Annotated in this window: 21 protein-coding genes and 1 riboswitch; of the genes, 10 read left to right on the top strand and 11 right to left on the bottom strand. The window is 32.4% G+C overall.

Annotation, left to right across the window (positions count from 1 at the left end; translation table 11 throughout):
* Positions 1–90 precede the first annotated feature (90 nt).
* From SJY34_RS05330 to SJY34_RS05320, 3 genes are all read left to right on the top strand, one after another.
* Positions 91–342, top strand: a complete 252-nt coding sequence (locus SJY34_RS05330) for a type B 50S ribosomal protein L31 (RefSeq protein ID WP_299123738.1) — start codon at positions 91–93, stop codon at positions 340–342.
* A gap of 104 nt (positions 343–446) precedes the next feature.
* Positions 447–1622, top strand: coding sequence for a GlmU family protein (locus SJY34_RS05325; protein ID WP_400079668.1), 1176 nt, complete (start codon positions 447–449; stop codon positions 1620–1622).
* Complete coding sequence (locus tag SJY34_RS05320) at positions 1591–2535, top strand: TolB family protein (RefSeq protein WP_400079665.1); 945 nt, start codon at positions 1591–1593, stop codon at positions 2533–2535. Before SJY34_RS05325 ends, SJY34_RS05320 begins: the two co-directional genes overlap by 32 nt.
* Here the strand turns inward: SJY34_RS05320 and SJY34_RS05315 are convergent.
* Complete coding sequence (locus SJY34_RS05315; RefSeq protein ID WP_400079663.1) at positions 2525–4129, bottom strand: ABC transporter substrate-binding protein; 1605 nt, start codon at positions 4127–4129, stop codon at positions 2525–2527. The two genes, SJY34_RS05320 and SJY34_RS05315, sit on opposite strands and share 11 nt — an antisense overlap.
* Positions 4130–4242: 113 nt before the next feature.
* On the opposite strand from SJY34_RS05315, the gene mtaB reads away from it, so the two are divergent.
* Complete coding sequence (gene mtaB, locus SJY34_RS05310; protein WP_400079660.1) at positions 4243–5586, top strand: tRNA (N(6)-L-threonylcarbamoyladenosine(37)-C(2))-methylthiotransferase MtaB; 1344 nt, start codon at positions 4243–4245, stop codon at positions 5584–5586.
* A 59-nt stretch (positions 5587–5645) separates the two neighbouring features.
* Here mtaB and SJY34_RS05305 read toward each other — a convergent pair whose 3' ends face one another.
* Positions 5646–5942: an N-acetyltransferase gene (locus SJY34_RS05305; RefSeq protein ID WP_400079658.1), complete on the bottom strand. Its 297-nt coding sequence runs from the start codon at positions 5940–5942 to the stop codon at positions 5646–5648.
* 159 nt (positions 5943–6101) lie between these two features.
* On the opposite strand from SJY34_RS05305, the gene SJY34_RS05300 reads away from it, so the two are divergent.
* Positions 6102–6764 (top strand): alpha/beta hydrolase, encoded by a 663-nt coding sequence (locus tag SJY34_RS05300; protein WP_400079655.1) that lies wholly within the window; start codon positions 6102–6104, stop codon positions 6762–6764.
* Positions 6765–6844: 80 nt separating this feature from the next.
* A complete protein-coding gene (locus tag SJY34_RS05295) occupies positions 6845–7792 on the top strand; it encodes a lytic transglycosylase domain-containing protein (RefSeq protein ID WP_400079653.1) in 948 nt (315 codons plus the stop codon).
* Positions 7793–7862: 70 nt separating this feature from the next.
* Here the strand turns inward: SJY34_RS05295 and SJY34_RS05290 are convergent, their stop codons facing one another.
* The gene (locus SJY34_RS05290; protein ID WP_400079651.1) at positions 7863–8441 is read right to left on the bottom strand and encodes a DUF2892 domain-containing protein; all 579 of its coding nucleotides are present in this window, start codon (positions 8439–8441) and stop codon (positions 7863–7865) included.
* A gap of 160 nt (positions 8442–8601) precedes the next feature.
* On the opposite strand from SJY34_RS05290, the gene rpmH reads away from it, so the two are divergent.
* The 3 genes from rpmH to SJY34_RS05275 all read left to right on the top strand — a co-directional run bounded on the left by rpmH (position 8602) and on the right by SJY34_RS05275 (position 12102).
* The gene (gene rpmH / locus SJY34_RS05285) at positions 8602–8763 is read left to right on the top strand and encodes a 50S ribosomal protein L34 (RefSeq protein ID WP_186846246.1); all 162 of its coding nucleotides are present in this window, start codon (positions 8602–8604) and stop codon (positions 8761–8763) included.
* A 98-nt stretch (positions 8764–8861) separates the two neighbouring features.
* Positions 8862–11717, top strand: coding sequence for a carbamoyl-phosphate synthase large subunit (gene carB / locus SJY34_RS05280; RefSeq protein ID WP_400079648.1), 2856 nt, complete (start codon positions 8862–8864; stop codon positions 11715–11717).
* Positions 11718–11793: 76 nt separating this feature from the next.
* A complete protein-coding gene (locus tag SJY34_RS05275; RefSeq protein ID WP_400079645.1) occupies positions 11794–12102 on the top strand; it encodes a T9SS type A sorting domain-containing protein in 309 nt (102 codons plus the stop codon).
* Positions 12103–12185: 83 nt separating this feature from the next.
* On the opposite strand, the gene SJY34_RS05270 is transcribed toward SJY34_RS05275, so the two are convergent.
* The 7 genes from SJY34_RS05270 to SJY34_RS05240 all read right to left on the bottom strand — a co-directional run bounded on the left by SJY34_RS05270 (position 12186) and on the right by SJY34_RS05240 (position 18521).
* Positions 12186–12740 (bottom strand): acyl-CoA thioesterase, encoded by a 555-nt coding sequence (locus SJY34_RS05270; protein WP_400079642.1) that lies wholly within the window; start codon positions 12738–12740, stop codon positions 12186–12188.
* On the bottom strand, positions 12733–13449 hold the full coding sequence (locus tag SJY34_RS05265) for a DUF3307 domain-containing protein (RefSeq protein ID WP_400079640.1): 717 nt from the start codon (positions 13447–13449) through the stop codon (positions 12733–12735). Before SJY34_RS05265 ends, SJY34_RS05270 begins: the two co-directional genes overlap by 8 nt.
* On the bottom strand, positions 13446–14057 hold the full coding sequence (locus tag SJY34_RS05260) for a transcriptional regulator (RefSeq protein WP_400079637.1): 612 nt from the start codon (positions 14055–14057) through the stop codon (positions 13446–13448). The genes SJY34_RS05265 and SJY34_RS05260 overlap by 4 nt, the downstream gene beginning before the upstream one ends.
* A gap of 101 nt (positions 14058–14158) precedes the next feature.
* The gene (gene rmuC / locus SJY34_RS05255) at positions 14159–15481 is read right to left on the bottom strand and encodes a DNA recombination protein RmuC (RefSeq protein ID WP_400079635.1); all 1323 of its coding nucleotides are present in this window, start codon (positions 15479–15481) and stop codon (positions 14159–14161) included.
* Positions 15482–15554: 73 nt separating this feature from the next.
* Positions 15555–16349 (bottom strand): ABC transporter ATP-binding protein, encoded by a 795-nt coding sequence (locus SJY34_RS05250; protein WP_400079632.1) that lies wholly within the window; start codon positions 16347–16349, stop codon positions 15555–15557.
* Positions 16350–17378, bottom strand: a complete 1029-nt coding sequence (locus SJY34_RS05245) for a FecCD family ABC transporter permease (protein ID WP_400079629.1) — start codon at positions 17376–17378, stop codon at positions 16350–16352.
* Positions 17379–18521 carry an ABC transporter substrate-binding protein gene (locus SJY34_RS05240; protein ID WP_400079627.1) on the bottom strand — a complete coding sequence of 381 codons (1143 nt, stop codon included), beginning with the start codon at positions 18519–18521 and terminating at the stop codon, positions 17379–17381.
* A 66-nt stretch (positions 18522–18587) separates the two neighbouring features.
* A riboswitch (cobalamin riboswitch) is annotated at positions 18588–18855 on the top strand.
* A 62-nt stretch (positions 18856–18917) separates the two neighbouring features.
* Here SJY34_RS05240 and SJY34_RS05235 point away from each other — a divergent pair.
* A complete protein-coding gene (locus SJY34_RS05235; protein WP_400079624.1) occupies positions 18918–20849 on the top strand; it encodes a TonB-dependent receptor plug domain-containing protein in 1932 nt (643 codons plus the stop codon).
* A 30-nt stretch (positions 20850–20879) separates the two neighbouring features.
* Here SJY34_RS05235 and SJY34_RS05230 read toward each other — a convergent pair whose 3' ends face one another.
* Positions 20880–22310, bottom strand: a complete 1431-nt coding sequence (locus SJY34_RS05230; protein WP_400079622.1) for a S41 family peptidase — start codon at positions 22308–22310, stop codon at positions 20880–20882.
* Positions 22311–22419 lie beyond the last annotated feature (109 nt).

Here is a 22419-nt window from a genome sequence, read left to right as displayed (position 1 = left end):
AAAATAAAAACTATTAAAAAGATTGTACATTTATAAAAAATACTTAAATTTGCACCTCGAAAAAATCGAATTTATTTAAAGCATTTAGTGATGAAAGCAGGTATACATCCAGAGAATTATAGATTAGTAGCGTTTAAAGACATGTCTAATGACGACGTATTTTTAACTAAATCTACGGCAGATACAAGTGAAACTATTGAGGTTGATGGTGTTGAATATCCATTAGTAAAATTGGAAATTTCTAGAACATCTCATCCTTACTACACTGGCAAATCTAAATTAGTAGATACTGCTGGTCGTATAGATAAGTTTAAAAATAAATACGCTAAGTTTAAGAAATAAGCTAAGTATTATTATATATAATAAGCCTTCAGGATTTCCCTCGAAGGCTTTTTTGTTTTATGCAATTAAGTTACTTTTGAAAGGCAAAAAACTTTAAACTCAAGATGAACTACATATTATTTGATGGTCCATATCGTAATAACCTATTACCATTCACATATACAAGACCAGTTGCAGATATTAGAGTCGGTATTTTAACCATTCGCCAGAAATGGGAATCGTTTTTAGAATATACAACGACAACAGTTACTGAAGATTATTTATCGGATAAATTTCCAATGGTAGAAATGGAAGATAACATTATGATAAATGCATCTTTTTTACCAAATATGGAGGTTGTTGAGGTTGTTAAGAACTTAAGTCATAATCAGGCTTTGTTTAAAGGAGAAGATGTTATCGCATTTTTTGCTAAAGAAGGTGAAGAAGTTAAAGACTTTTCAACGTTTGAAGCTATTGAATTTGCTGGTGATATTCTAACAATAGAAAACACTTGGGATATTTTTTCTAAGAATGGAGACGCTATTATTGAAGATTTTATCTTATTAACAAAAGGGAGAAAATCGCAACCAATACCTGCTACAGTAAATACCATTAATCCTGAAAATATCTTCATCGAAAAAGGCGCAACATTAAATTTTGCAACTTTAAATGCTAGTTCTGGACCAATTTATATTGGTAGAGATTCGGAAGTTATGGAGGGTTCTATTGTTAGAGGACCTTTAGCATTATGTAATGATGCGGCTTTAAAATTAGGAACTAAAATTTACGGTCCTACGACCATTGGACCGCATAGTAAAGTCGGTGGTGAGGTTAATAATTCGGTTTTATTTGGCTATTCTAACAAAGGACACGATGGTTTTTTAGGAAACTCGGTGTTAGGTGAGTGGTGTAATCTTGGAGCAGATACTAACAATTCTAACTTAAAAAATAATTATGCAGAAGTAAGACTTTGGGATTACCAAACCGAAGGCTTTGCTAAAACAGGATTACAATTTTGTGGACTTATGATGGGAGACCATAGCAAATGCGGAATTAATACTATGTTTAATACTGGTACAGTTGTTGGTGTAAGTGCTAATATCTTTGGAAGTGGTTTTCCTCGCAATTTTGTACCAAGCTTTTCTTGGGGAGGAAGTAAAGGCTTTGTAACTTATAAAACTAATAAAGCGTTTGAAGTTGCTGAAGTGGTTATGGCAAGGCGTAAAGAAAAATTCACAGATAAAGACAAAGCTATTTTAGAACACATTTTTGAAGATACAAAAAAATATAGAAGAGAATAACATGATACTAAAGCCCATATTTACAACACTACTTTTTTTATTAGCCTTAACCTTCGGATTTTCTCAAAGCGAAGATGTTGAGGTAAAAAAACTCGAAATCAATAACAAACTAGATCATTTTGCAGCACGCGTTGTAAAGGATAAAATCTTTTTTAGTTCTAACCTTACAAGAAAAAATGGTCGCGTAATATTAGATAAATATTCTCAAAATTTATACGGTATTTATGAAGGAACTGTTACTGAAGATGGTGAGATTAAAGACCCAAAGTTAGTGACTAGGCCAGAGGTAGGGATGTCTAATATGTCAGTTGCAACATATTCAAAAGATGGAAAATATATGTATTTTACATCTAATCATACTCAGAAGGGAGAAAATAAATTACAGGATAAGAATACATTTAATCTTTTGATTCAGCGTGCAGAATATAAGGAAGGTAAAGGTTGGATAAATTTTACAACGTTACCATTCTGTGAGCCAGATTTTAATTTTGCACATCCTGCTTTGAGTCCGGATGGCTCAACATTATATTTCATTGCTGATATAGAAGGAACAAAAGGAAAATCTGATTTGTATAAAGTTTCTGTTTCTAATCATGAAACTTATGGAGAAGTCACAAAATTAAATGAAACTATAAATTCATCTCGAAAGGAGATCTTCCCTTTCGTAAGTGCAGATAATAAGCTTTATTTTTCTTCAGATAGACGTGGAGGAAAAGGTGGCTTAGATATTTATTGTTATGATTTAAACTCTACAAATATAATTAAGCCACCACTATCGTTAGATGCGCCTATAAATAGTAGAGGTGATGATTTTTCGTTCTTTTTGAATGATGATTTAACTACTGGTTACATATCGTCAAGACGATCAAGAGGAGAAGGAGGAGATGATCTCTATTATTTCTCTAAGTTTTAGTCTTTCTAACGGCTTTGAGTTCTAATAGGTTAGTAGCGTTAATACCTAAACCTTTAACACTTTTTCTTGTAAAACGAACGACTTCATCATAAAACATCGGAACTATTGGTGCTGATGACATTACAATAGAATCCATTTTGGTATAGAGTTTTGTGCGCTTATCTGAATCAGTTTCTAAGAAAGCGGCTTCGTATATTTTGTCGAATTCATAATTACTATAGTGTGTGTAATTTGGTCCGTTTGGAGCAAAATTCTTACTGTAATAGAGTGATAAATAGTTTTCTGCATCAGGATAATCGGCAACCCAACTTGCTCTAAAGAAATCTAATTGCCCATTGGCTTTGGCGTCTTTTAAGCTAGAAGCTGGTATTACATCTACATTGACATTCAATCCTGTTTTTTGTAATTCTCGCTGAATAAACTCACAGAAGCTGAGATAATTACTTGTTGTAGTCAACGTTATTTCTGGATTTTCAATTCTGGTTTCAGACTTAAATTCAGAGACTAACTGTTTGGCTAATTCTGGTTGATAGCTATAACCGATAGAATTATCAAATCCAGGTAAACCTTTTGGGATAAACCCACCATTTGCAGGTACACCAATACCATTTCGCAAATAGGTTATCATTTTACTTCTGTCAAAACCTAGATTTATAGCTTTGCGTAATTTTAATGCTTGGATTTCTGAAACCTCAGTTTCCATATAAAAAGCTAAATATTCTGTATTTAAATAAGGACCACGTATCATATCAACATCATTAGCATAGAGCGATCGTAATGTTCCGTCTGAAGTTAAAATTTCATCTTTATATGATGCATCTAAACCAGACACAAAATCAATATTTCCTTGCGCAAATTGCAAAAACTCACTTTGCTTATCTGGTAAAAAAGTAATTGCTACAGCTTCAAGATATGGTAAATTGTTTCCATTTTTATCAACTTCAAAATAGTTGTTGTTTCTTCTAAAAACAAGTTTTATATTTTCTTCCCAACGTTTAAATTTAAAAGGACCAGTACCTATTGGATGTGATCTAAAATCATTACCATAATGTCCCACAATTTCCTCTGGGACAACAGAACAATATTTCATTGTCAATAAACCCAAAAATGCTGGAAAAGGCTGTTTTAATTTAATTTGAAACGTAGAATCATTAATAGCAGAAAAGTGTTTTACTTTATTTAGAACCCAACTTCCTGGTGAAGCCAAAGCTTTATCTTTTAAACGATTGAAACTATATACAAAGTCTGAAGCATTTACTGTACGCGTAGAATCTGCTCCAAATAATTTGTGCTTATGAAAAAACACGTCTTTTCTTAAGTTAAACGTATATGTTGTTGCGCTATCAGTAATCGTCCAATTTTTAGCAATACAAGGTTTTACATTGAGTTGATCATCCATTTGTACCAAGCCATTAAATAATTGATGGTTAGCCCAATTATCGGCATTATCTTTAGAGAACGCAGGATCTAATGATCCAATATTTTTGTGTTCATTGTATCTAAAAACGAGATGGTCTTTATCAGAGTTATTGTTAGAATTACAAGAACAGAGAACAATAAAATACAAAATTGATAATCTCGTGAGTTTTAGCATATAACTAATATGTTGTAAATTTGCAGCCACAAAATGATAATGTACTTTTTAGCTTAAATTAATGGCTAAAGGTAAATTTAAAAAAATCCTGATACAAGTTCAGGATGAAAAACATGAAGCAAAAAAAAGTCGCATTTTATACCTTAGGTTGTAAACTCAATTTTTCTGAAACTTCTACGATAGCTAGAAGTTTTAAGGACGAAGGTTTTAATCGTGTAGACTTTAAGGAAAAAGCTGATGTCTATGTTATTAACACATGTTCAGTAACTGAAAATGCAGATAAACGTTTTAAAACCATCGTAAAACAAGCGCAAAAGATGAATCCTGATGCTTTTGTTACTGCGATTGGTTGCTATGCTCAACTGAAGCCAGAAGAATTAGCAGATGTAAATGGTGTAGATTTGGTTTTGGGTGCCACTGAGAAATTCAATGTTACCTATTATATAAACGAATTACTAAACAATCCTGAGCGTGTTCGAAGGGTTGGAGAAGTTCATTCTTGCGAAATTGAAGATGCAGATTTTTATGTTGGCAGCTATTCAATAGGTGATAGAACTAGAGCATTTCTAAAAGTACAAGATGGCTGCGATTATAAATGTACCTATTGCACAATTCCTTTGGCTAGAGGTATTTCACGTAGTGATACCATGGTCAATGTGCTGAATAATGCAAGAGAAATCTCAGATCAAGGTATTAAAGAAATTGTACTTACAGGTGTAAATATTGGGGACTATGGTAAAGGTGAATTTGGAAATAAAAAGCATGAACATACCTTTTTAGATTTAGTAACTGAACTCGATAAAGTTGAAGGAATTGAGCGTTTAAGAATCTCATCTATTGAGCCTAATTTATTAAAGAATGAAACAATTGATTTAGTATCTAAATCGAGGGCATTTGTACCACATTTTCATGTGCCATTACAAAGTGGAAGTAATGAACTTCTTAAGAAAATGAAGCGTCGTTATATGCGCGAATTGTATGTAGACCGTGTCTCAAAAATAAAAGAGGTTATGCCACATGCTTGTATTGGTGTGGATGTTATTGTTGGTTTTCCTGGCGAAACAGATGAATTGTTTCTTCAAACCTATAACTTTCTTAACGAATTAGATATTTCATATTTACACGTATTCACCTATTCTGAACGTGATAATACGGAAGCTGTTACAATGGGAGGAGTAGTCCCGAAAAATGTAAGAGCAAAGCGAAGTAAAATGTTACGAGGTCTTTCTGCTAAAAAACGACGCGCATTTTACGAAAAACAATTAGATACAGAAAGAACCGTTTTATTTGAAGGTGAAAATAAAGAAGGATACATCCACGGATTTACTGAAAACTATGTAAAAGTAAAAACTCCTTGGAATCCGGAATTAGTAAATACACTACAAAAAGTCAATTTAACTAATATTGATGAAGATGGATTGGTGCGTTTTGAGTTTGTTGAATCCTTAGTGTTATAACATAAAAAAATCCAAAACTTATTAAGTTTCGGATTTTCTATTGTATTTATATTTTCAAATTATATACGAATACCAACTGGCAGCATACGCTTATATTTTCTATTACGTCTTACAAATTTTGCAATTTCAGGACTCGTAGGTACGACACTAATATTACGTTCTTTAATATTGCTGAAAACGAGATCGATAAAATCTAATTCAAATTCATCAGTTCTTATAGCGTCTGGAATAATCATTTTAGTTAAGAATATCTTACGTTCTTGTAAAGAATATTCGATAATAGCCATGTCGTTGTCAACCTTTAATTCAAATTGACGGAGAAATTCATTGTCAATCAATTCAGCAGTTTCAGTCATAATTTCTTAATTTAAGATTAGCGGTTGGCGTGTAGATACTATAATTTAATAGTTTTGCTGTGCAAAGGTACAAAAAATCTGTGAAAGTATGAGTTTTCAGATGTTAAAACCTTAAATTGTAATTAATTAAGACATTTTTATTAAATAGTTTTAAGCCCAATGAACACTAAAATCACACATGTATATCTAATGCCGGGAATGGCAGCAAACCCAACGATATTTGAGCATATTAAATTGCCAGAATCGCAATATGAAATTCATTGGTTAGAATGGCAAATCCCTGAAAAAACCGAAACGCTTCAAGCTTATGCAAAACGCATGTGTAAATATATCAAACATGATAATATAGTATTACTTGGTGTTTCTTTTGGTGGTATTCTTGTTCAAGAAATGAGCAAATACCTTAAATTAAAAAAGCTCTTTGTGGTTTCTAGTGTTAAGTCACATCATGAGCTACCAAAACGTTTCAAACTTATTAAATACACCAAAGCCTATAAAATTTTACCAACACAGTTGGTTAGTAATATAGATTTATTAGCAAAGTATGCTTTTGGAGAAACCATTAAAAAACGAGTAGATTTATATAAAAAGTACCTTTCAGTAAGTGATAAAACGTATTTGGATTGGGCAATTAAGCAAGTGGTATGTTGGGATCAGGAAGAACCGCATCCAGATGCTATCTACATTCATGGTGATAAAGACCTTGTTTTTCCGCATTCTTGTGGCGGAAATTGTATTGTAATTAAAGGCGGAACTCATATCATGGTAATCACAAAATATAAGTGGTTTAATGAAAATTTACCGAAACTTATAGAGTCTTGATTTTGAAAGATTTAAATAGATTTTGCATAATCATTTTGAAGTTTATAAGGTATTAGTTACATTGTGAAAAATTTAAAGCCATGCAAATCTTAAAAAATACCTTAACCGCAATAGGATTAATCTGTGTATCTGGTCTTTTTATCTTCTCGATGCAAAAATCGCCTTCAGAACAAAAAGCACCTTCAGATAACACGTTAGGAAAAGAAAAGCCCTTAATAAACGATTACAATGTTTATGCACTGGAAATGCCAGAAGGCATAAACTTTGCAGGAGAACCAGTTCCTGTTGAAAATCCTGATATCTATGAGCGTATGGATAGAGAACTTTTGGTTAATACATATTGGCAATCTAATGGATTGTTAATGTTTAAAAGAGCTCAGAAATACTTTCCAATAATAGAACCAATACTTAAAAAGAATGGTGTTCCAGACGATTTTAAATATTTAGCAGTAATTGAAAGTGGACTTGTACCAACCGCAAAATCTCCAGCAGGAGCAAGTGGATTTTGGCAAATAATGAAAGCTACAGGAAGAGAGAATGGATTAGAAGTAAATACAAATGTTGATGAACGTTATAACTTAGAAAAAGCAACAGAAGTAGCCTGTAAGTATTTAAAGAAAGCTAAAGAAAAATTAGGATCTTGGACAGCTGCTGCAGCAGCTTACAATGCCGGAAATGCTGGAATTTCGAGACGATTTAAAGAGCAAGGTGTTTCAGATTATTACGATCTACTACTTGGTGAAGAAACTGGCCGTTATGTGTTTAGAATTGTAGCTTTAAAGGAGATACTTTCTAACCCAGATAGATATGGCTTCAACTTTAATAAAAATCATTTATACAAGCCGGTACCAACATATAAAGTAGAGGTTGATACTGCAGTTACTAGTTTTGCAAAGTTTGCAAAGCGTTTTGGTGTGAATTACAAAATATTAAAACTTCACAATCCTTGGTTGCGAGAAAAGCATTTAAATAATAAATCTAGAAAGGCTTACATTATTGAAATTCCAAAAGAAGGACATTATAACTAGATGTAAAATAGATAAGTAAAAAAAAGGCTCAAACAATTGTTTGAGCCTTTTTTTTACTGTAGTGAATACGTTATCTTCTACTTCTACGATTTTGTCTAGCTGATGTAGGTTGACCGTATTGTTGCTTTGGTATTACAGCTTTCTTCATTTGCTGTTTCATCATCTTAATCTGATCCGCAAGCATATCTCTTTTATCTAATTTATCAGCTTCTGCTAATAGTTTTTGCGCTTCTTGCTTACGACGCTTAGAAAAAGCAATTCCTGCTAAATTTAATTTAGCCATTGCTAAATCATGATCCATAGATAAGCCTAAACTAATAGCTTTCTTAAAGTATTTTTCAGCTTCATTCATATTGGTTTGAGAAACCATAATTCCATTTAAGTAATTTAAATAGCCTTGTTGCTTTTTTACCAATGCTCCTTCGGGATTTTTGATTTTATCCAACCATTTTTTTGCACCAGGAAAATCTTGTTTCCTAAGTCTTAAAAAAGCTAATAAAATCATTTCATTCTTAAAGTATAAGAAAATAAATATCGTAGAAAGTAAAATGTACATTATACCATTGCCTATTTCACCTTCAGTGAATTGATATATTGCAAAGGCAATAATTAAGGCTGCAATGACTAATTTTATGTTTTTATTGAACATTTTGGTGTTTATTTTTACAGTGTGCAAAGGTAATAAAATTCTATATAAAAATTTTTATTTTCGCACTTGTTAAAGTAAAAACTTGTTGTATATTTGCACGCAGTTTTGAGATAGCTTAAAACTTTTATAAAAGAATATTCAGATTTTAAATATATAGGACATGCCAAAAAGAACGTTTCAACCTTCGAAAAGAAAGAGAAAAAACAAACACGGTTTCAGAGAGAGAATGGCTTCTGTTAATGGAAGAAAAGTTTTAGCACGTAGAAGAGCTAAAGGAAGAAAGAAATTGTCTGTATCATCTGAAGCAAGACATAAAAGATAATGATTAACAATTGTTAATAATATAAGGGCGTTACTTAGGTGTATCGCCTTTTTTTGTACCCTATTGATAACTATTTTTGCAAACAAATATTTTAACTCATGCCAAAAAACAAAAACATCAAGTCTATTTTACTTATCGGTTCTGGTCCTATAGTTATAGGTCAGGCCTGCGAATTTGATTATTCAGGATCTCAAGCATTACGGTCTTTAAGAGAAGACGGAATAGAAACAATTCTTATTAATTCTAATCCTGCAACAATCATGACAGATCCTACTATGGCTGATCATGTTTATTTGTTGCCTTTGAATACAAAATCTATTATTAAGATTTTAAAAGAGCATCCTCAAATTGATGCAGTGCTGCCAACAATGGGAGGGCAAACGGCATTAAATCTTTGTATAGAGGCTGATGAGAAAGGCATTTGGGAAGATTTTGATGTTGATATTATTGGTGTAGATATTGATGCAATAAATATTACCGAGGATAGAGAAAAGTTTAGAGAATTAATGTTAAAAATAGGTGTTGGTATGGCACCTCAAGCAACGGCAACTTCATTTTTAAGAGGAAAGGAAATAGCGCAAGAATTTGGATTCCCTTTATGTATTAGAGCATCATTTACTTTAGGAGGAGCAGGAGCTTCAATAGTATATGACGAAAAAGAATTTGATGAATCCTTAACCAGAGGATTAGAAATTTCTCCAATCCATGAGGTAATGATAGATAAAGCATTATTGGGCTGGAAAGAATATGAGCTCGAGTTATTACGCGATAGCAATGATAATGTTGTTATTATATGTTCCATTGAGAATATGGATCCTATGGGTATCCACACAGGTGATTCTATAACGGTGGCTCCAGCAATGACCTTGTCCGACAAGACACAACAAAGAATGCGAGATATGGCTATACATATGATGCGCAGTATAGGTGATTTTGCTGGTGGATGTAATGTTCAATTTGCAGTGAGTCCTGATGAAGAAGAAGAAATAATAGCTATTGAGATTAATCCACGTGTGTCACGTTCATCTGCTTTGGCAAGTAAAGCAACAGGTTATCCGATTGCAAAAATTGCTGCTAAATTGGCATTGGGTTACACACTTGATGAATTAAGTAATCAAATTACAAAATCAACATCTGCATTATTTGAACCAACTTTAGATTATGTTATTGTTAAAATACCTCGTTGGAATTTCGATAAGTTTGAAGGCTCTGATAGGACTTTAGGACTGCAAATGAAGGCAGTAGGTGAGGTAATGGCCATAGGACGCTCGTTCCAAGAAGCATTACACAAAGCCACTCAGTCTTTAGAGATAAAAAGAAATGGATTAGGAGCAGATGGAAAAGGCTATAGAGACTATGATACTATAATTGAGAAATTAAAATATGCCAGTTGGGATCGTGTTTTTGTCATATATGATGCTATAGCTACAGGAATTCCATTGAGCCGAATTTTCGAAATAACCAAGATAGACATGTGGTTCTTAAAGCAATATGAAGAATTGTTTCAACTGCAAAAAGAAATTTCTACCTATACAATCGATTCTTTAGATCGTGAGTTATTACTAGAAGCAAAACAAAAAGGCTATGGTGACAGACAAATAGCACACATGCTGAAATGTTTAGAGAGCGAAGTTTACAATAAAAGGAGAGAGTTTAATATAAATCGTGTTTATAAATTAGTTGACACCTGTGCTGCCGAATTTAAAGCACAGACGCCTTATTATTACTCAACTTTTGAAAGTGAAGTAGAAACAGCGGATGGAAAGGTTTTTGTTGACAATGAAAGTGTTGTTACCGATAAAAAGAAAATCATCGTTCTTGGATCTGGTCCGAATAGAATTGGACAAGGTATTGAATTCGATTATTGTTGTGTTCATGGTGTTTTAGCTGCTGCCGAATGTGGTTATGAAACTATTATGATAAATTGTAATCCAGAAACAGTTTCAACGGATTTTGATATCGCTGATAAACTCTATTTTGAGCCTGTTTTTTGGGAACATATTTACGATATCATTCAGCACGAAAAACCAGAAGGTGTTATTGTTCAATTAGGTGGACAAACCGCTTTAAAACTTGCCGAAAAGTTAGAAAAATGGGGAGTTAAAATAATGGGAACTAGCTTTAAATCACTCGATTTGGCTGAAGATAGAGGAAGTTTTTCTAACATATTAAAGGAAAATAACATTCCTTACCCAGAATTTGATGTTGCGGAATCAGCGGATGAAGCCTTAGCTATTGCAGATGTATTGGACTTTCCGATTTTAGTAAGACCATCTTATGTACTTGGTGGACAAGGGATGAAAATTGTGATTAATAAACAAGAATTGGAAGCACATGTAATTGATTTATTAAAATCTATTCCTGGAAACAAGTTGTTGTTAGATCACTATTTAGATGGTGCCATAGAGGCAGAAGCTGATGCTATATGTGATGCAGATGGAAACGTTTACATTATAGGTATAATGGAACACATAGAACCTTGTGGTATTCATTCCGGTGATAGTAATGCTACTTTACCAGCATTTAACTTGGGTGATTTAGTAATGCAGCAAATCATAGATCATACACATACCATTGCGAGAGCTTTAGATACAGTAGGTTTAATAAATATTCAGTTTGCTATAAAAGACGATATCGTTTATATCATTGAAGCAAACCCTAGAGCATCTCGTACAGTACCATTTATTGCAAAGGCTTACAAAGAACCTTATGTAAACTATGCAACAAAAGTGATGTTGGGTGACAAAAAAGTGACTGATTTTAACTTCAACCCTCAATTAGATGGTTATGCGATAAAACAACCGGTGTTTTCATTTAATAAGTTTCCAAACGTGAATAAAAAGCTAGGACCAGAGATGAAGAGTACAGGTGAAAGTATCTTATTTATCGATAGTTTAAAAGATGATGAATTTTACGATTTATATTCAAGAAGAAAAATGTATTTGAGTAAATAATGGCACGCTTTTCGATGAAGTGTAAAGTAAATTAATTAATAATCATTAACTTAGCTTTAATTAATACCTACTTATTATGAGATTAAAATTACTTTACTTGCTGTTTTTTATATCAGCATACTCTTTTTCACAGATATCGTCAACTCAAAAAGATGAGTTTATGATTTCGCCTAATCCTGCAAAAAACAGCCTCAATATTAAGTTAACTGCAAAGAGTACTGAGACTATGGTTGAAGTATTTGATGTTTTAGGCAAAAGAGTTTACAAAGGACAAATTACGCAATTAGAATCTTCTTTAAACATAACTAGTTGGAAAAGTGGCGTTTACTTAGTCAGAGTATCTGATGAAAAAACGACTAAGACAAAACGTTTTATTAAACAATAAACTCAAGATTGAAATAATAAAAAAGCGACTAATATCAATTAATCGCTTTTTTACTTTATAATTGGTTTTATAGATTTTGAAAATTAGTTTTTATAATCATCAGGCAATTGAATCTTTACCTTATAGTTTTTCAATTCTTTAAGATAATCTTCAAAAGCAAAATCAATACGATTAAATTCTTCTTGTCTAGATTTTTTAGTTGTCATTCGTTTTATGGCTTTCAGAAAGCGTAATACTTCTGTTTTATCATTTATTATTAATCCTGGTACTTCATTAGATTTACCAGCTTCATTCTTGGCAACCATAGTAAAATAAGAGGAATTACAATGCTTTACTTTTCCGGTTTGTATATGTTCAGATTCTACACGAATACCAATAACCATTGATGTTCTTCCAACATAGTTTACAGATGCTTTCATGGTAACTAATTCACCAACTTCAATAGGGTTTATGAAATCTACGGTATCAACAGAAGCAGTTACACAGTACATGCCAGAATGTTTAGAAGCACATGCAAAAGCAATTTGATCCATAAGGTTTAAAATAAAACCTCCATGTATTTTGCCACTAAAGTTAGAATGCGATGGTAACATTAGTTGCGATATACTTATCCTCGAAGAGTCTATAGTTTTAAACATAAGATTGAATATTTAGGTAAAGTAAACTCGTCAATATAGCAATACCAAAACTTATCAATGTTCCAATTAATATATATTCGGTGAGTTTTCTTTCTTTCGATGATGTTAAATCTCCAAATCTGAATACTGATTTTGCAGTTATTAAAAACCCAACAGCTTCCCAATGACCAAAAGCGATAAAAATAAATACCAAGATACGCTCTAAAACACCTATATATTTTCCTGCATCTTTAAGTGAAGCGTTCTTCTTTGTAAGTTCAGAAATATTCCATTTAGAAAATATGGTTTTCATTATTATAGACGTGGGTGTGGTTAAAAACGCGACACATGTAATTAATAGGAGAAGGTTTGGATTTAAGGCTAGAGTAAATTCATAATCACCTTTAAAGAAGATTGGAACTAAGATCACAATTGTAATAAAATGCAAGAGTTGATCTATAAAAAAGAAAAAGCGTTTCGTTTTTTTTCGTTGTAAGATTAATTTAAGAGCATCAACTATAAAATGTATTAGACCAATACTTAAAATAAGCCATGTATAAGATAAATCCCAAATAATTAAAAACATTAAAGCAATATGTATTGCTATATGAATGTATAACCATATTGATTTCAGCTTCTTTTTCTCTTTATCCTTAACCCATTTTTGTGGCTGTAAAAAGAAGTCACCTATGAGATGAGATAAAATAAGTTTTAAGATTAATACTGTCATAGTTGCGCTACTTTTTGTCTATATAAGCCATCTAATTCTAGAATTTCATCTAAGTAAGCTCGCTTTTGGCGTTTACTTACAGCATCTTGACTTATACCTATTAACTTTGCTAATTCTGCTTGTATCATATTAGGATGCTCTAATGTTAGTTTTACAACTTCTGCAGAGTTAACCGTCCAATGATCCATGGCGATTAGTGCTAGCCTAAAATAAAGATTAATTTCTTTATTAATGATGGGATTGCTAGTTTTTAGTTTAAGATTTTGCTTTTCTTTCTTTAGGGTTTCAAAAGTTTCGCCAGAATATATAAAGGCTTCTCCATTGGATTCACTTACGGAATCTCCTTGGTAATTTTTGGTTCCTATGCCAATAGACATTCGTACATCCAATCCTTTTACTGATTTTAAGAAAGCTTTGATATAAACTGCAGTTCTAAAACTATCTTCAATGGGGCTACATTCTAGTTGAAAACTGTCACCTCTATAAATATCATAAAATGAAGCGTCATCAGTTAGTTTTGATAATACTGCCTTTAAAGGAGTGAGCCATAAATCTTCGCTTAAAGCGCTACGAGACCTTATAATATCTCCTGTTATTATACTAGTCATTACATTTGTATTTATCACAAATATATGCCTTTATTAAGGAATAAACAAATATATGCCTATATTATGGAATAATAATAATTATGCCTGTTTAAAGGAATATTTTACAAATCGTCCTCAGCAGCACGTTTTATAATACTTTCTGGTAGTGCTTTCTTGGCTTTAGCACCCATTTTTTTAATCTTTTCAACACGAGAGATAAGGTTACCTTTTCCTTCAACCAATTTGTTCATTGCCGAAGAATAATCAGTTTTAGCAGCATCAATTTTTTTGCCAACACCAGTTAAGTCAGAAACCAAACCTTCAAACTTATCGTATAAAGCACCAGCTTGTCTCGCAATTTCAATGGCATTTTGTTGTTGCTTTTCATTGTTCCACATCGTATCAATAGTGCGCAGTGTGGCCAAAAGGGTAGAAGGAGTAACGATGACTATATTTTGTTCAAAAGCCTTGTTATATAAATTGTTATCCTCATTAATGGCAACTGCAAAAGCGGGTTCAATAGGAATAAACATCAATACAAAATCTGGCGATTCTATATCATACAAATCCTGATAATTCTTTGCAGAAAGGTCATCTACATGCTTTTTAATCGAATTTACATGAGATTTTAAAAATAGTGCTTTTTCATCATCATCAGCATTGACCATGCGCTCGTAAGCTGTCAAAGAAACTTTTGAGTCAATAATCATTTTTTTAGAATCAGGTAGATGTAACACCACATCTGGCATGGCACGTGAGCCATCTTCGCGCTGAAAATTCTGTTGTACAAAATATTCTCTGTCTTTTTCTAAACCAGATTTTTCTAAAACACGTTCTAATACCAATTCGCCCCAATTTCCCTGCATTTTGCTATCACCTTTTAAAGCTTTGGTAAGATTTGTAGCTTCTAATGCCATTTGTTGGTTGAGGTCCTTTAAACCAAGCAATTGTTCTTTTAAAGCTGAATGCATACTAATGCTTTCCTTTTGGGTGTCTTCAACTTTTTTCTCAAAGGTTTTTATCTTTTCCTCAAGTGGATTTAAAATATTCTTAATGTTTTCTTTATTCTGAAGTGTGAATTTCTCAGATTTTTCATCTAGTATTTTAGTAGCCAATAACTCAAAGTCTTTTCTAAGCTGTTCTTGTTGTTTTGCTAACTCTTCATCGCGTTTAAGATTCTGCTGCTGAAGATTTTCAAATTCTGTATTTCGTCTTGAAAGTTCTGTGTTTAAAAAATCTTTCTCTCTTCTAATGTCTTCGCGTTCAGATTCTATTTTTTCTAAAGTTTGCTTTAATTCATCAATGTAGTTATTGAGTTGAAGTTGGCGTTCTTCAAGGGTACTTTTATCACTTTTGCTTTTTAGTTGCGCGAATTTAAGACCTATAAAAGCACCAATTCCAGCAGAAATGATAATGGCTATTAATAGAATGAGTGTGTCGTTCATGTTTGAAAGGAGAAATTTATCAAAGATACATTTTTAGCTTGAAGTTGGAAGAATGAAGTGCGAAGTTGTTTAACTATTTACTCACTCTAAAACTTCCAGTAGAATTATCAAACGAAATTAAATCTTTCGGAAATAGCGACTCAAAAATACCTTGAGAAATAAGGTTACAGGGCTGGTCGCAAACTACATCGTCTTTTTGCATTACAATCATAGTATCACACAATTGAATAGCTAAATCGATTTCATGAGATGAAAACAAAATGGTCTTGCCTGTTTCTTTGGTTAATCTTTGAAGTAATTTTAAAATATAGGCTTTATGATACATATCGAGGTGCGTAGTAGGCTCGTCTAAAACAATGATATCAGTATCTTGTGCTAATGCACGAGCGATCATAACTTTTTGAAGTTGACCATCACTAAGCTCGTAGCAGCGTTTATCTTTTAAATCTGAAATATTGACTTGTTCTAAAGCTGAATTTACAATCGTAATATCTTCATCAGATAAGTTGCCAACCCAATTGGTATATGGATGTCTTCCTAAAGCAACAAGTTCAAATACCGAAAGATTTTTTGATGATAACTGCTCGGTTAAAACAATACTTAATTGTTTTGCCAATTCTGATGTAGAAGTAGATTTTAAATCCTTTTCGTTAAGTAATATAGAACCGGATAAAGCAGGTTGAACTTTAATCAATGTTCGTAATAATGTCGATTTACCGATACCATTTGCACCAACCAAACCAATAAGCTGCCCTTTTTGCAATTCAAAATTTATGTTTGAGGCAATTACAGTTTCTACTTTCCTAGTTTTATAACCGATAGAAAGCTGTTCTGTTTTTAGAATTATATGTGATGTTTGTTCATTCATCTAAAACATCATTTTTCGTTGTCTAACCAATAACCAAATGACGACTGGAGCACCAACTAAGGCTGTAATGGCATTAATTGGCAATGTATAATCACTGGTTGGCAATTGCGCTATACTATCACAAATAAGCATGACGATTGCACCAAACAAAAATACAGCAGGCAATAACACTTTATGATTAGAAGTTTTAAAAATCTGTCGCGTTAAATGCGGAATTGCCAAACCGATAAACGCAATCGGACCAGCAAAAGCTGTTATGGTTCCTGCAATTAAGCTTGTTGCGAGAATTATAATTAATCGACTTTGTTTTAAATTTAAACCCAAACTCTTCGCATAATTGTCGCCTAGTAAAAGACTGTTTAATCCTTTAATTGACGAAATACTCAATATAATTCCAATGGAATAGATTCCAAAGAAAATTAAAAGTTCACTCCAAGATAAATTACTCAGACTTCCAAATCCCCAAAAAATATATTGCTGTAACTGTTCGGCAGAGCTAAAGTAGGAGAGAACGCTTACCACAGCAGCAGTTATGCTACCAAACATTAATCCAATAATAAGAATAGCCATTGTATCTCTTACTTTACTCGAAACCGCTAAAACAGCAAGCAAAACTAAAAAACTCCCTAAACTAGCAGCAATTACAATGCTCCATTTAGAAATTAAAGCTGTAGCAAATAAACCTCCAAAGAGTCCAGACCCTAAAATGACTAGTGCAACACCTAAACTCGCTCCAGAACTTATACCCAAAACAAAAGGACCAGCTAATGGGTTGCGGAATAAGGTTTGCATTAATAATCCTGATATACCTAAGCCAGAGCCAACTAAAATGGCAGTAATAGCTTTGGGTAACCTAAAGTCGGTAACAATAACTTCCCAAGTATTATTTTCAATAGTTCCGAAAAGACTGCCAAAAATACTTTTTAAAGGAATATGAACCGAACCTAGACTTATATTAATAAAAAAACATACTAATAATATCACAAGAAGTAGCAAAAACTGAAATCGATATGTGTTTTGAGAATCCAATTAATTAAGTGGTTTAAAAAAGTATGGAGTATAGCCTTCTAATAATTCGGGATGACAGATTTTGATTAAATCTTTTAAAACTAAATCTGGTCTTGCTGTACCTAATTCATAATATAATACTCCGCCTGTGGCTCCTGTCGTTTTAGAAAATGTATATATGTTTTTGTTTTTAAAGGCTTCAAAATTAGTGTAAAGCGAATTCGCTTTTTCCAACTGCTCTAAACTAATATAATATGAAGGACTCAACCATAAATTTGCATTTTTTGCCTTTTCAAAAACGGACTCAAAACTTAAGGCTAAACTACCATTTCCAGTGGTTTCACTCCAAAGGTAATCGACGTTTGCATCTTTTAAAAATTGAGCTTCTGGACTAGAACCATTCGGTAAGTACCATACATCTTTGTGCATGGCTCCACTTAAAATCGTTGGCTGTATTTTAGCTTGTTGTGCAATTTGCTTCGCTTCTAGATAATCTTTTTCAATAGCGTTAAAAATAGAGTCAGCTTGTTTTTCTTTATTAAAAAGAACTCCGAAAAACTTAATCCATTCCGCTTTTGCCAAAGCAGAAGATTCTACCCAATCACCATTGTAAATGACTGGGATGTTTGCTTTTTTAATAGTTTCGAATGTTTTGTTTACACCATCTACACCAAAACCTATAACAACATCTGGGTTTAGTTCTAATAACACTTCGGTGTTGATACCTTCGTTTTTACCAAGTTCTCTAATCTTTCCATCGTCTATACGTTTTCTCGTTTTTTTTGAAGAAATATAATCTGTACCAGGAAAACCAACTAAGGTTTGTTCTACTCCTAAAAGTTCTAATGCAGGAATGTGAGTAGTAGAAGTCACCACCAGTTTTTTTATTTCATCAGAGATAACACCATGATAGTAATCACTCGGGAAAGTCATTTTTGATAATTGCTCATCAGAGGCTATTAGATATTTGTAACTTTTTTCAGCTTTTGGCCATGGCTTTTTTATGGTTAAAACTTTGAAGTTTTCATTGTTGTTTACCGAAAATCCCTGAGCATACCTTAGTTCTAAGGTTTCAGTTTTAGAAATTACAGGCAGATTAGTCTTTGGTTCATTTTTACATGAAATAAAGAAGACAGCAATTATTAGATATGTGTAAAATTTCAAATTCTTCAATTTCTTTCAAAAGTAATATTATTTAAAGTTTTGCTTCAATCATTAAACAAAATGTTTAGTTTTGCGACGAAATTAGGTTCTAATCGTAAACCGATTAGATTAAAAGGGAATCTGGTGCGAATAAATTTTCAAATCCAGAACTGTTCCCGCAACTGTAAGTTTTATGCTGAATTCATTTTAGCATCTTTTCATAGAGTTGTTGCACACTTCAAACCACTGAGATATTGTCACAGTTGACTAAAGGGTCAACTTTGCAATGATATTCTTGGGAAGGTAATGTAACAAAAAACAAGTCAGGAGACCTGCCAATTTCAGCATAGAAGTCAAACTTTCGGGATAAAAGTTTACGTATAGTTCGCTGTATGTTCTCGAGCAATTAAAATTAAAATGAACAAAACAAAACTGTTTTGTAGCATACTTGGTATGGGTATGTTATCCATTGGATTTGCACAAACAAAGCAAGATTCAGTTAAAGTTGAAAAGCTAGATGAAGTAGTTGTTACAGATTCTCGTTTTGCATTAAAGCGCGAAAATTCAGGTAAAGTGATTACCAAAATTACTTCAGAAGATTTAGAAAAACTGCAAGGACAATCTATTGCAGAAATTATCGGCAGAACCGTTGGTGTAGAAATTAATGGTGTGCGCAGTAATGCTGGTCAGAATCTCAGTTATTTTATTCGCGGTGGTAGAAATCGACAAGTCCTTATTATGATTGATGGAGTACAGGTTACTGATCCGTCACAAATTGCAAACGATTATGATTTACGTTTATTAAATTCAGATCAGGTAGAGTCTATTGAGATTCTAAAAGGTGCGTCCAGTACATTATATGGTACTGGTGCTGCAACTGCTGTGATTAATATTAAATTAAAGGAAGCTTCTAAAAAGCCATTCAATTTAAACTTGAGAAGTACACTCGGTACTAATCAGTCTTCAGATGAAAGTAACTATGCTATTGAAGATTTTAGAAACAGTGTCTCTATGAATGGTTCTATTGGGAAGTTTAATTACCTGGCTAGTTTTGGACATCAGTTTACAGATGGTTTGTCGGCAATTGAAAGTGGAACTGAATCTGATGCTTTTAATAGCTTTAACGGAAATTTAAAGTTAGGCTATACGTTTAGTGATAGCTTTAAACTTAATACCTATGCAAGTTTTGACAGTTTTAATGTCGATTTTGATGATAGTTTTGGAATGATGGATGCTGATAACCATTCCGCATCAAAACAATATAGAATAGGTGTTTCACCAGAGTTTAAATATAATAATGGAAGCATTACAGTAAATGCTGCGTATAATGATGTTGCACGCGAAATCGAATCGAGTTTTCCGTCTCTATTTAATGCTCAAAGTGTTATTGTTGATGCTTTTAACCGATACAACTTTAATGATAAATTTTATACTGTACTAGGTATTAATTATCAAGACAATAAAATGGAAAGTTTCTCTATTCCTTTTGGTGAAGCTGATTTTAGCCAATCTATAAATCCTGATAATGCTCAATTTACGATTACAGATCCTTATGCAAATGTTGTTTACGTTTCTGATTTTGGACTGAATGTAAATGCTGGTCTACGTTTAAATAACCATAGTGAATATGGTAGTCATTTTGTATACAATATTAACCCTTCTTATAAAGTAGATTTAGATTTCGGACATTTAAAAAGTTTGGTCAGTTATAGTACTGCTTTTATAACACCATCTTTATTTCAATTGTTTGAACCTAGTTTTGGAAATGCTGATTTAAAACCAGAAGAAAATCAAACTATAGAAGTAGGTGCTGAAGTTTCAATTAAAGATATGGCCTCGTTTAGTTTAGTTTATTTCAATAGAAATGAAGAGCATTTTATAGATTTTATAGATACTGGAGGTTTTGTATTTCAGTATCAAAATATTGAAGAATCTTTTACGGCTAGTGGTTTAGAGTTTGTTGCACAAGCTAAATTGACAAATTACCTAAATTTAAATTTTAATGGAACGTATACCTCTTTGGATGAGGATTTAAGTTTACGAATTCCTGAGATTAAAATTAATACACGATTAGATTATCAGTTATGTGAAGTTACATTAATGAGTTTATCTTATCAGTTTAATGACGATAGGGAAGATGTGGTATTTAATAATACAACTTTTGAAAACGATGCTGTTACTTTAGATTCTTATGGACTATTAGATTTTTATATCAGTCATAAAATAGTCAATAGTAAAATGACAGTGTTCGCAAATGTTACTAATATCTTCAATGAAGATTATCAAGAATTATTCGGTTTTTCTACCAGAGGTAGAGGTTTTAATCTCGGATTTAACCTTAGTTTATAAAAAGAAAAAGCCGCATTATAGCGGCTTTTTTTAATCTATATACATGTCTTGCTCCAATGGATGTGTCTTACTTATCTTAAAAAGTCTAAAATTGAAAGTGTCATTAGCTCTGTTTAGTGAACGATCACTAGTTAGAATGTCTACGATAGCAGTTGCTAATAGCGGTTCATTAATATCTCCGAGTGTGCCTAAGGTACTAGGTGATTCGGTTATTTGTATATCTGGAATTAATCCACCACTAGGAACTAGTTGGTCATTTACATTTGTAGAATTTGCGACTAAAGGTTGTATGGCATAAGTATGACCAGGATTTACATTTTCAAACCCGAAAGTTGGTGAATCATACAACGTAATGGATGCTTGAGTTTTGCCAACTGTATTTTCTCCAATAACAACAACATCTATATAAGGTTTTAAACTATTAATCAATAGTTCGCTTGCCGAGGCTGTTCTTCTGTTAGTGGTTAAGACATAAACTTTAGATAGATTAAGACTATTAATTGCGCCTGCTCCTTCGATTGTATTTGCAAAAAGATAATCTCTATTTAAACTCTGTAAGCTTTCATTGTAAAAGGTTTTTGAATATACTTCACCTGTAAATTGTCCTGTAACCATGCTTCCTAAATAAGCAGCTGTTTGTACAGCACCTCCACCATTGTACCTTAAATCGATGACCAAGTCACTTATGCCAGCAGTATTAAATTCACCAAACGCAGCATTTAATTCATTGGTAAAATTACTTCTAAAACCATTATACATTAAATAACCAATTTTAATAGATGGAGTTAAACTGATAACTTCTGCTTTATGAACAGGATTTTCTGTGTAAGTTACTTTGGTAAGTTCGGTGCTTTCGCCATTTAAAGTAATGGTGTCGTCTTCAGGTTCAGATGTACCGTTATTGTCGTAATCAGCAAAATTTAAAGTATAAGAGTCTGTGGTTAGTAAATCATTAATATTATCTACATTAAGATTTTCGTTGTTAACGGCTCTAAATATTTGACCTCTTTCTAATCCCAAATCATCAGCAACACTATTATTAAGTACCAAGGTAATAGCTCCAAATACTTCAGTATCGCTTCCTGGGACGAAATATAAATTAAACTCAATTCCGTTACTGAGACTTATACCTTGTTGAGCGTTCAGTAAATCAAAATAGTTGCTGTAAATTCTGCTAAACCGATCTACAGATTCTGGTAAATATTTTAAAGATTCAAATAAATCTTCTGGTGCATTAAAATCACTTAAATATTCAGTGTACTCTTCGTTAGAAGAAAATCTGTCATTTGCTAAATTTGGAATTTCAGATTTATACAAGTAATTAACATTCATACCTTTCCATACAAAATCATTAATGTCTAATGCGGAAGTAGTAGTAATATTATCATCTAAATCTTCAAAACAGCTCGTAATTGTAAAAGCTACAATACAGCTAAGTAGCAATAGTTTCAAATTTCTCATCGTTTCTTTTTTAAAATAGCAATCTTTTTACTTTAGTTAGTAAAACTCTAAATTTACTTACATTATTATAAATAAAAAAACTGAAGTTATTTAATCTTTTTGTTTGTTG

The sequence above is a fragment of the Winogradskyella sp. R77965 genome (assembly GCF_044594915.1).
In the GTDB taxonomy this organism is placed as follows: Bacteria; Bacteroidota; Bacteroidia; order Flavobacteriales; family Flavobacteriaceae; genus Winogradskyella.
The sequence above is the reverse complement of the archived record's forward strand: the minus strand, read 5'-3'. Positions and strand labels throughout refer to the sequence as shown.

What these genes read in the sequence shown, in the direction of transcription:
- SJY34_RS05330 (WP_299123738.1), top strand. Translation starts at nt 91, where the DNA reads ATGAAAGCAGGTATACATCCAGAGAATTATAGATTAGTAGCGTTTAAA.
- SJY34_RS05325 (WP_400079668.1), top strand. Translation starts at nt 447, where the DNA reads ATGAACTACATATTATTTGATGGTCCATATCGTAATAACCTATTACCA.
- SJY34_RS05315 (WP_400079663.1), bottom strand. Translation starts at nt 4,129, where the DNA reads ATGCTAAAACTCACGAGATTATCAATTTTGTATTTTATTGTTCTCTGT.
- mtaB (WP_400079660.1), top strand. Translation starts at nt 4,243, where the DNA reads ATGAAGCAAAAAAAAGTCGCATTTTATACCTTAGGTTGTAAACTCAAT.
- SJY34_RS05305 (WP_400079658.1), bottom strand. Translation starts at nt 5,942, where the DNA reads ATGACTGAAACTGCTGAATTGATTGACAATGAATTTCTCCGTCAATTT.
- SJY34_RS05300 (WP_400079655.1), top strand. Translation starts at nt 6,102, where the DNA reads ATGAACACTAAAATCACACATGTATATCTAATGCCGGGAATGGCAGCA.
- SJY34_RS05295 (WP_400079653.1), top strand. Translation starts at nt 6,845, where the DNA reads ATGCAAATCTTAAAAAATACCTTAACCGCAATAGGATTAATCTGTGTA.
- SJY34_RS05290 (WP_400079651.1), bottom strand. Translation starts at nt 8,441, where the DNA reads ATGTTCAATAAAAACATAAAATTAGTCATTGCAGCCTTAATTATTGCC.
- rpmH (WP_186846246.1), top strand. Translation starts at nt 8,602, where the DNA reads ATGCCAAAAAGAACGTTTCAACCTTCGAAAAGAAAGAGAAAAAACAAA.
- carB (WP_400079648.1), top strand. Translation starts at nt 8,862, where the DNA reads ATGCCAAAAAACAAAAACATCAAGTCTATTTTACTTATCGGTTCTGGT.
- SJY34_RS05275 (WP_400079645.1), top strand. Translation starts at nt 11,794, where the DNA reads ATGAGATTAAAATTACTTTACTTGCTGTTTTTTATATCAGCATACTCT.
- SJY34_RS05270 (WP_400079642.1), bottom strand. Translation starts at nt 12,740, where the DNA reads ATGTTTAAAACTATAGACTCTTCGAGGATAAGTATATCGCAACTAATG.
- SJY34_RS05265 (WP_400079640.1), bottom strand. Translation starts at nt 13,449, where the DNA reads ATGACAGTATTAATCTTAAAACTTATTTTATCTCATCTCATAGGTGAC.
- SJY34_RS05260 (WP_400079637.1), bottom strand. Translation starts at nt 14,057, where the DNA reads ATGACTAGTATAATAACAGGAGATATTATAAGGTCTCGTAGCGCTTTA.
- rmuC (WP_400079635.1), bottom strand. Translation starts at nt 15,481, where the DNA reads ATGAACGACACACTCATTCTATTAATAGCCATTATCATTTCTGCTGGA.
- SJY34_RS05250 (WP_400079632.1), bottom strand. Translation starts at nt 16,349, where the DNA reads ATGAATGAACAAACATCACATATAATTCTAAAAACAGAACAGCTTTCT.
- SJY34_RS05235 (WP_400079624.1), top strand. Translation starts at nt 18,918, where the DNA reads ATGAACAAAACAAAACTGTTTTGTAGCATACTTGGTATGGGTATGTTA.
- SJY34_RS05230 (WP_400079622.1), bottom strand. Translation starts at nt 22,310, where the DNA reads ATGAGAAATTTGAAACTATTGCTACTTAGCTGTATTGTAGCTTTTACA.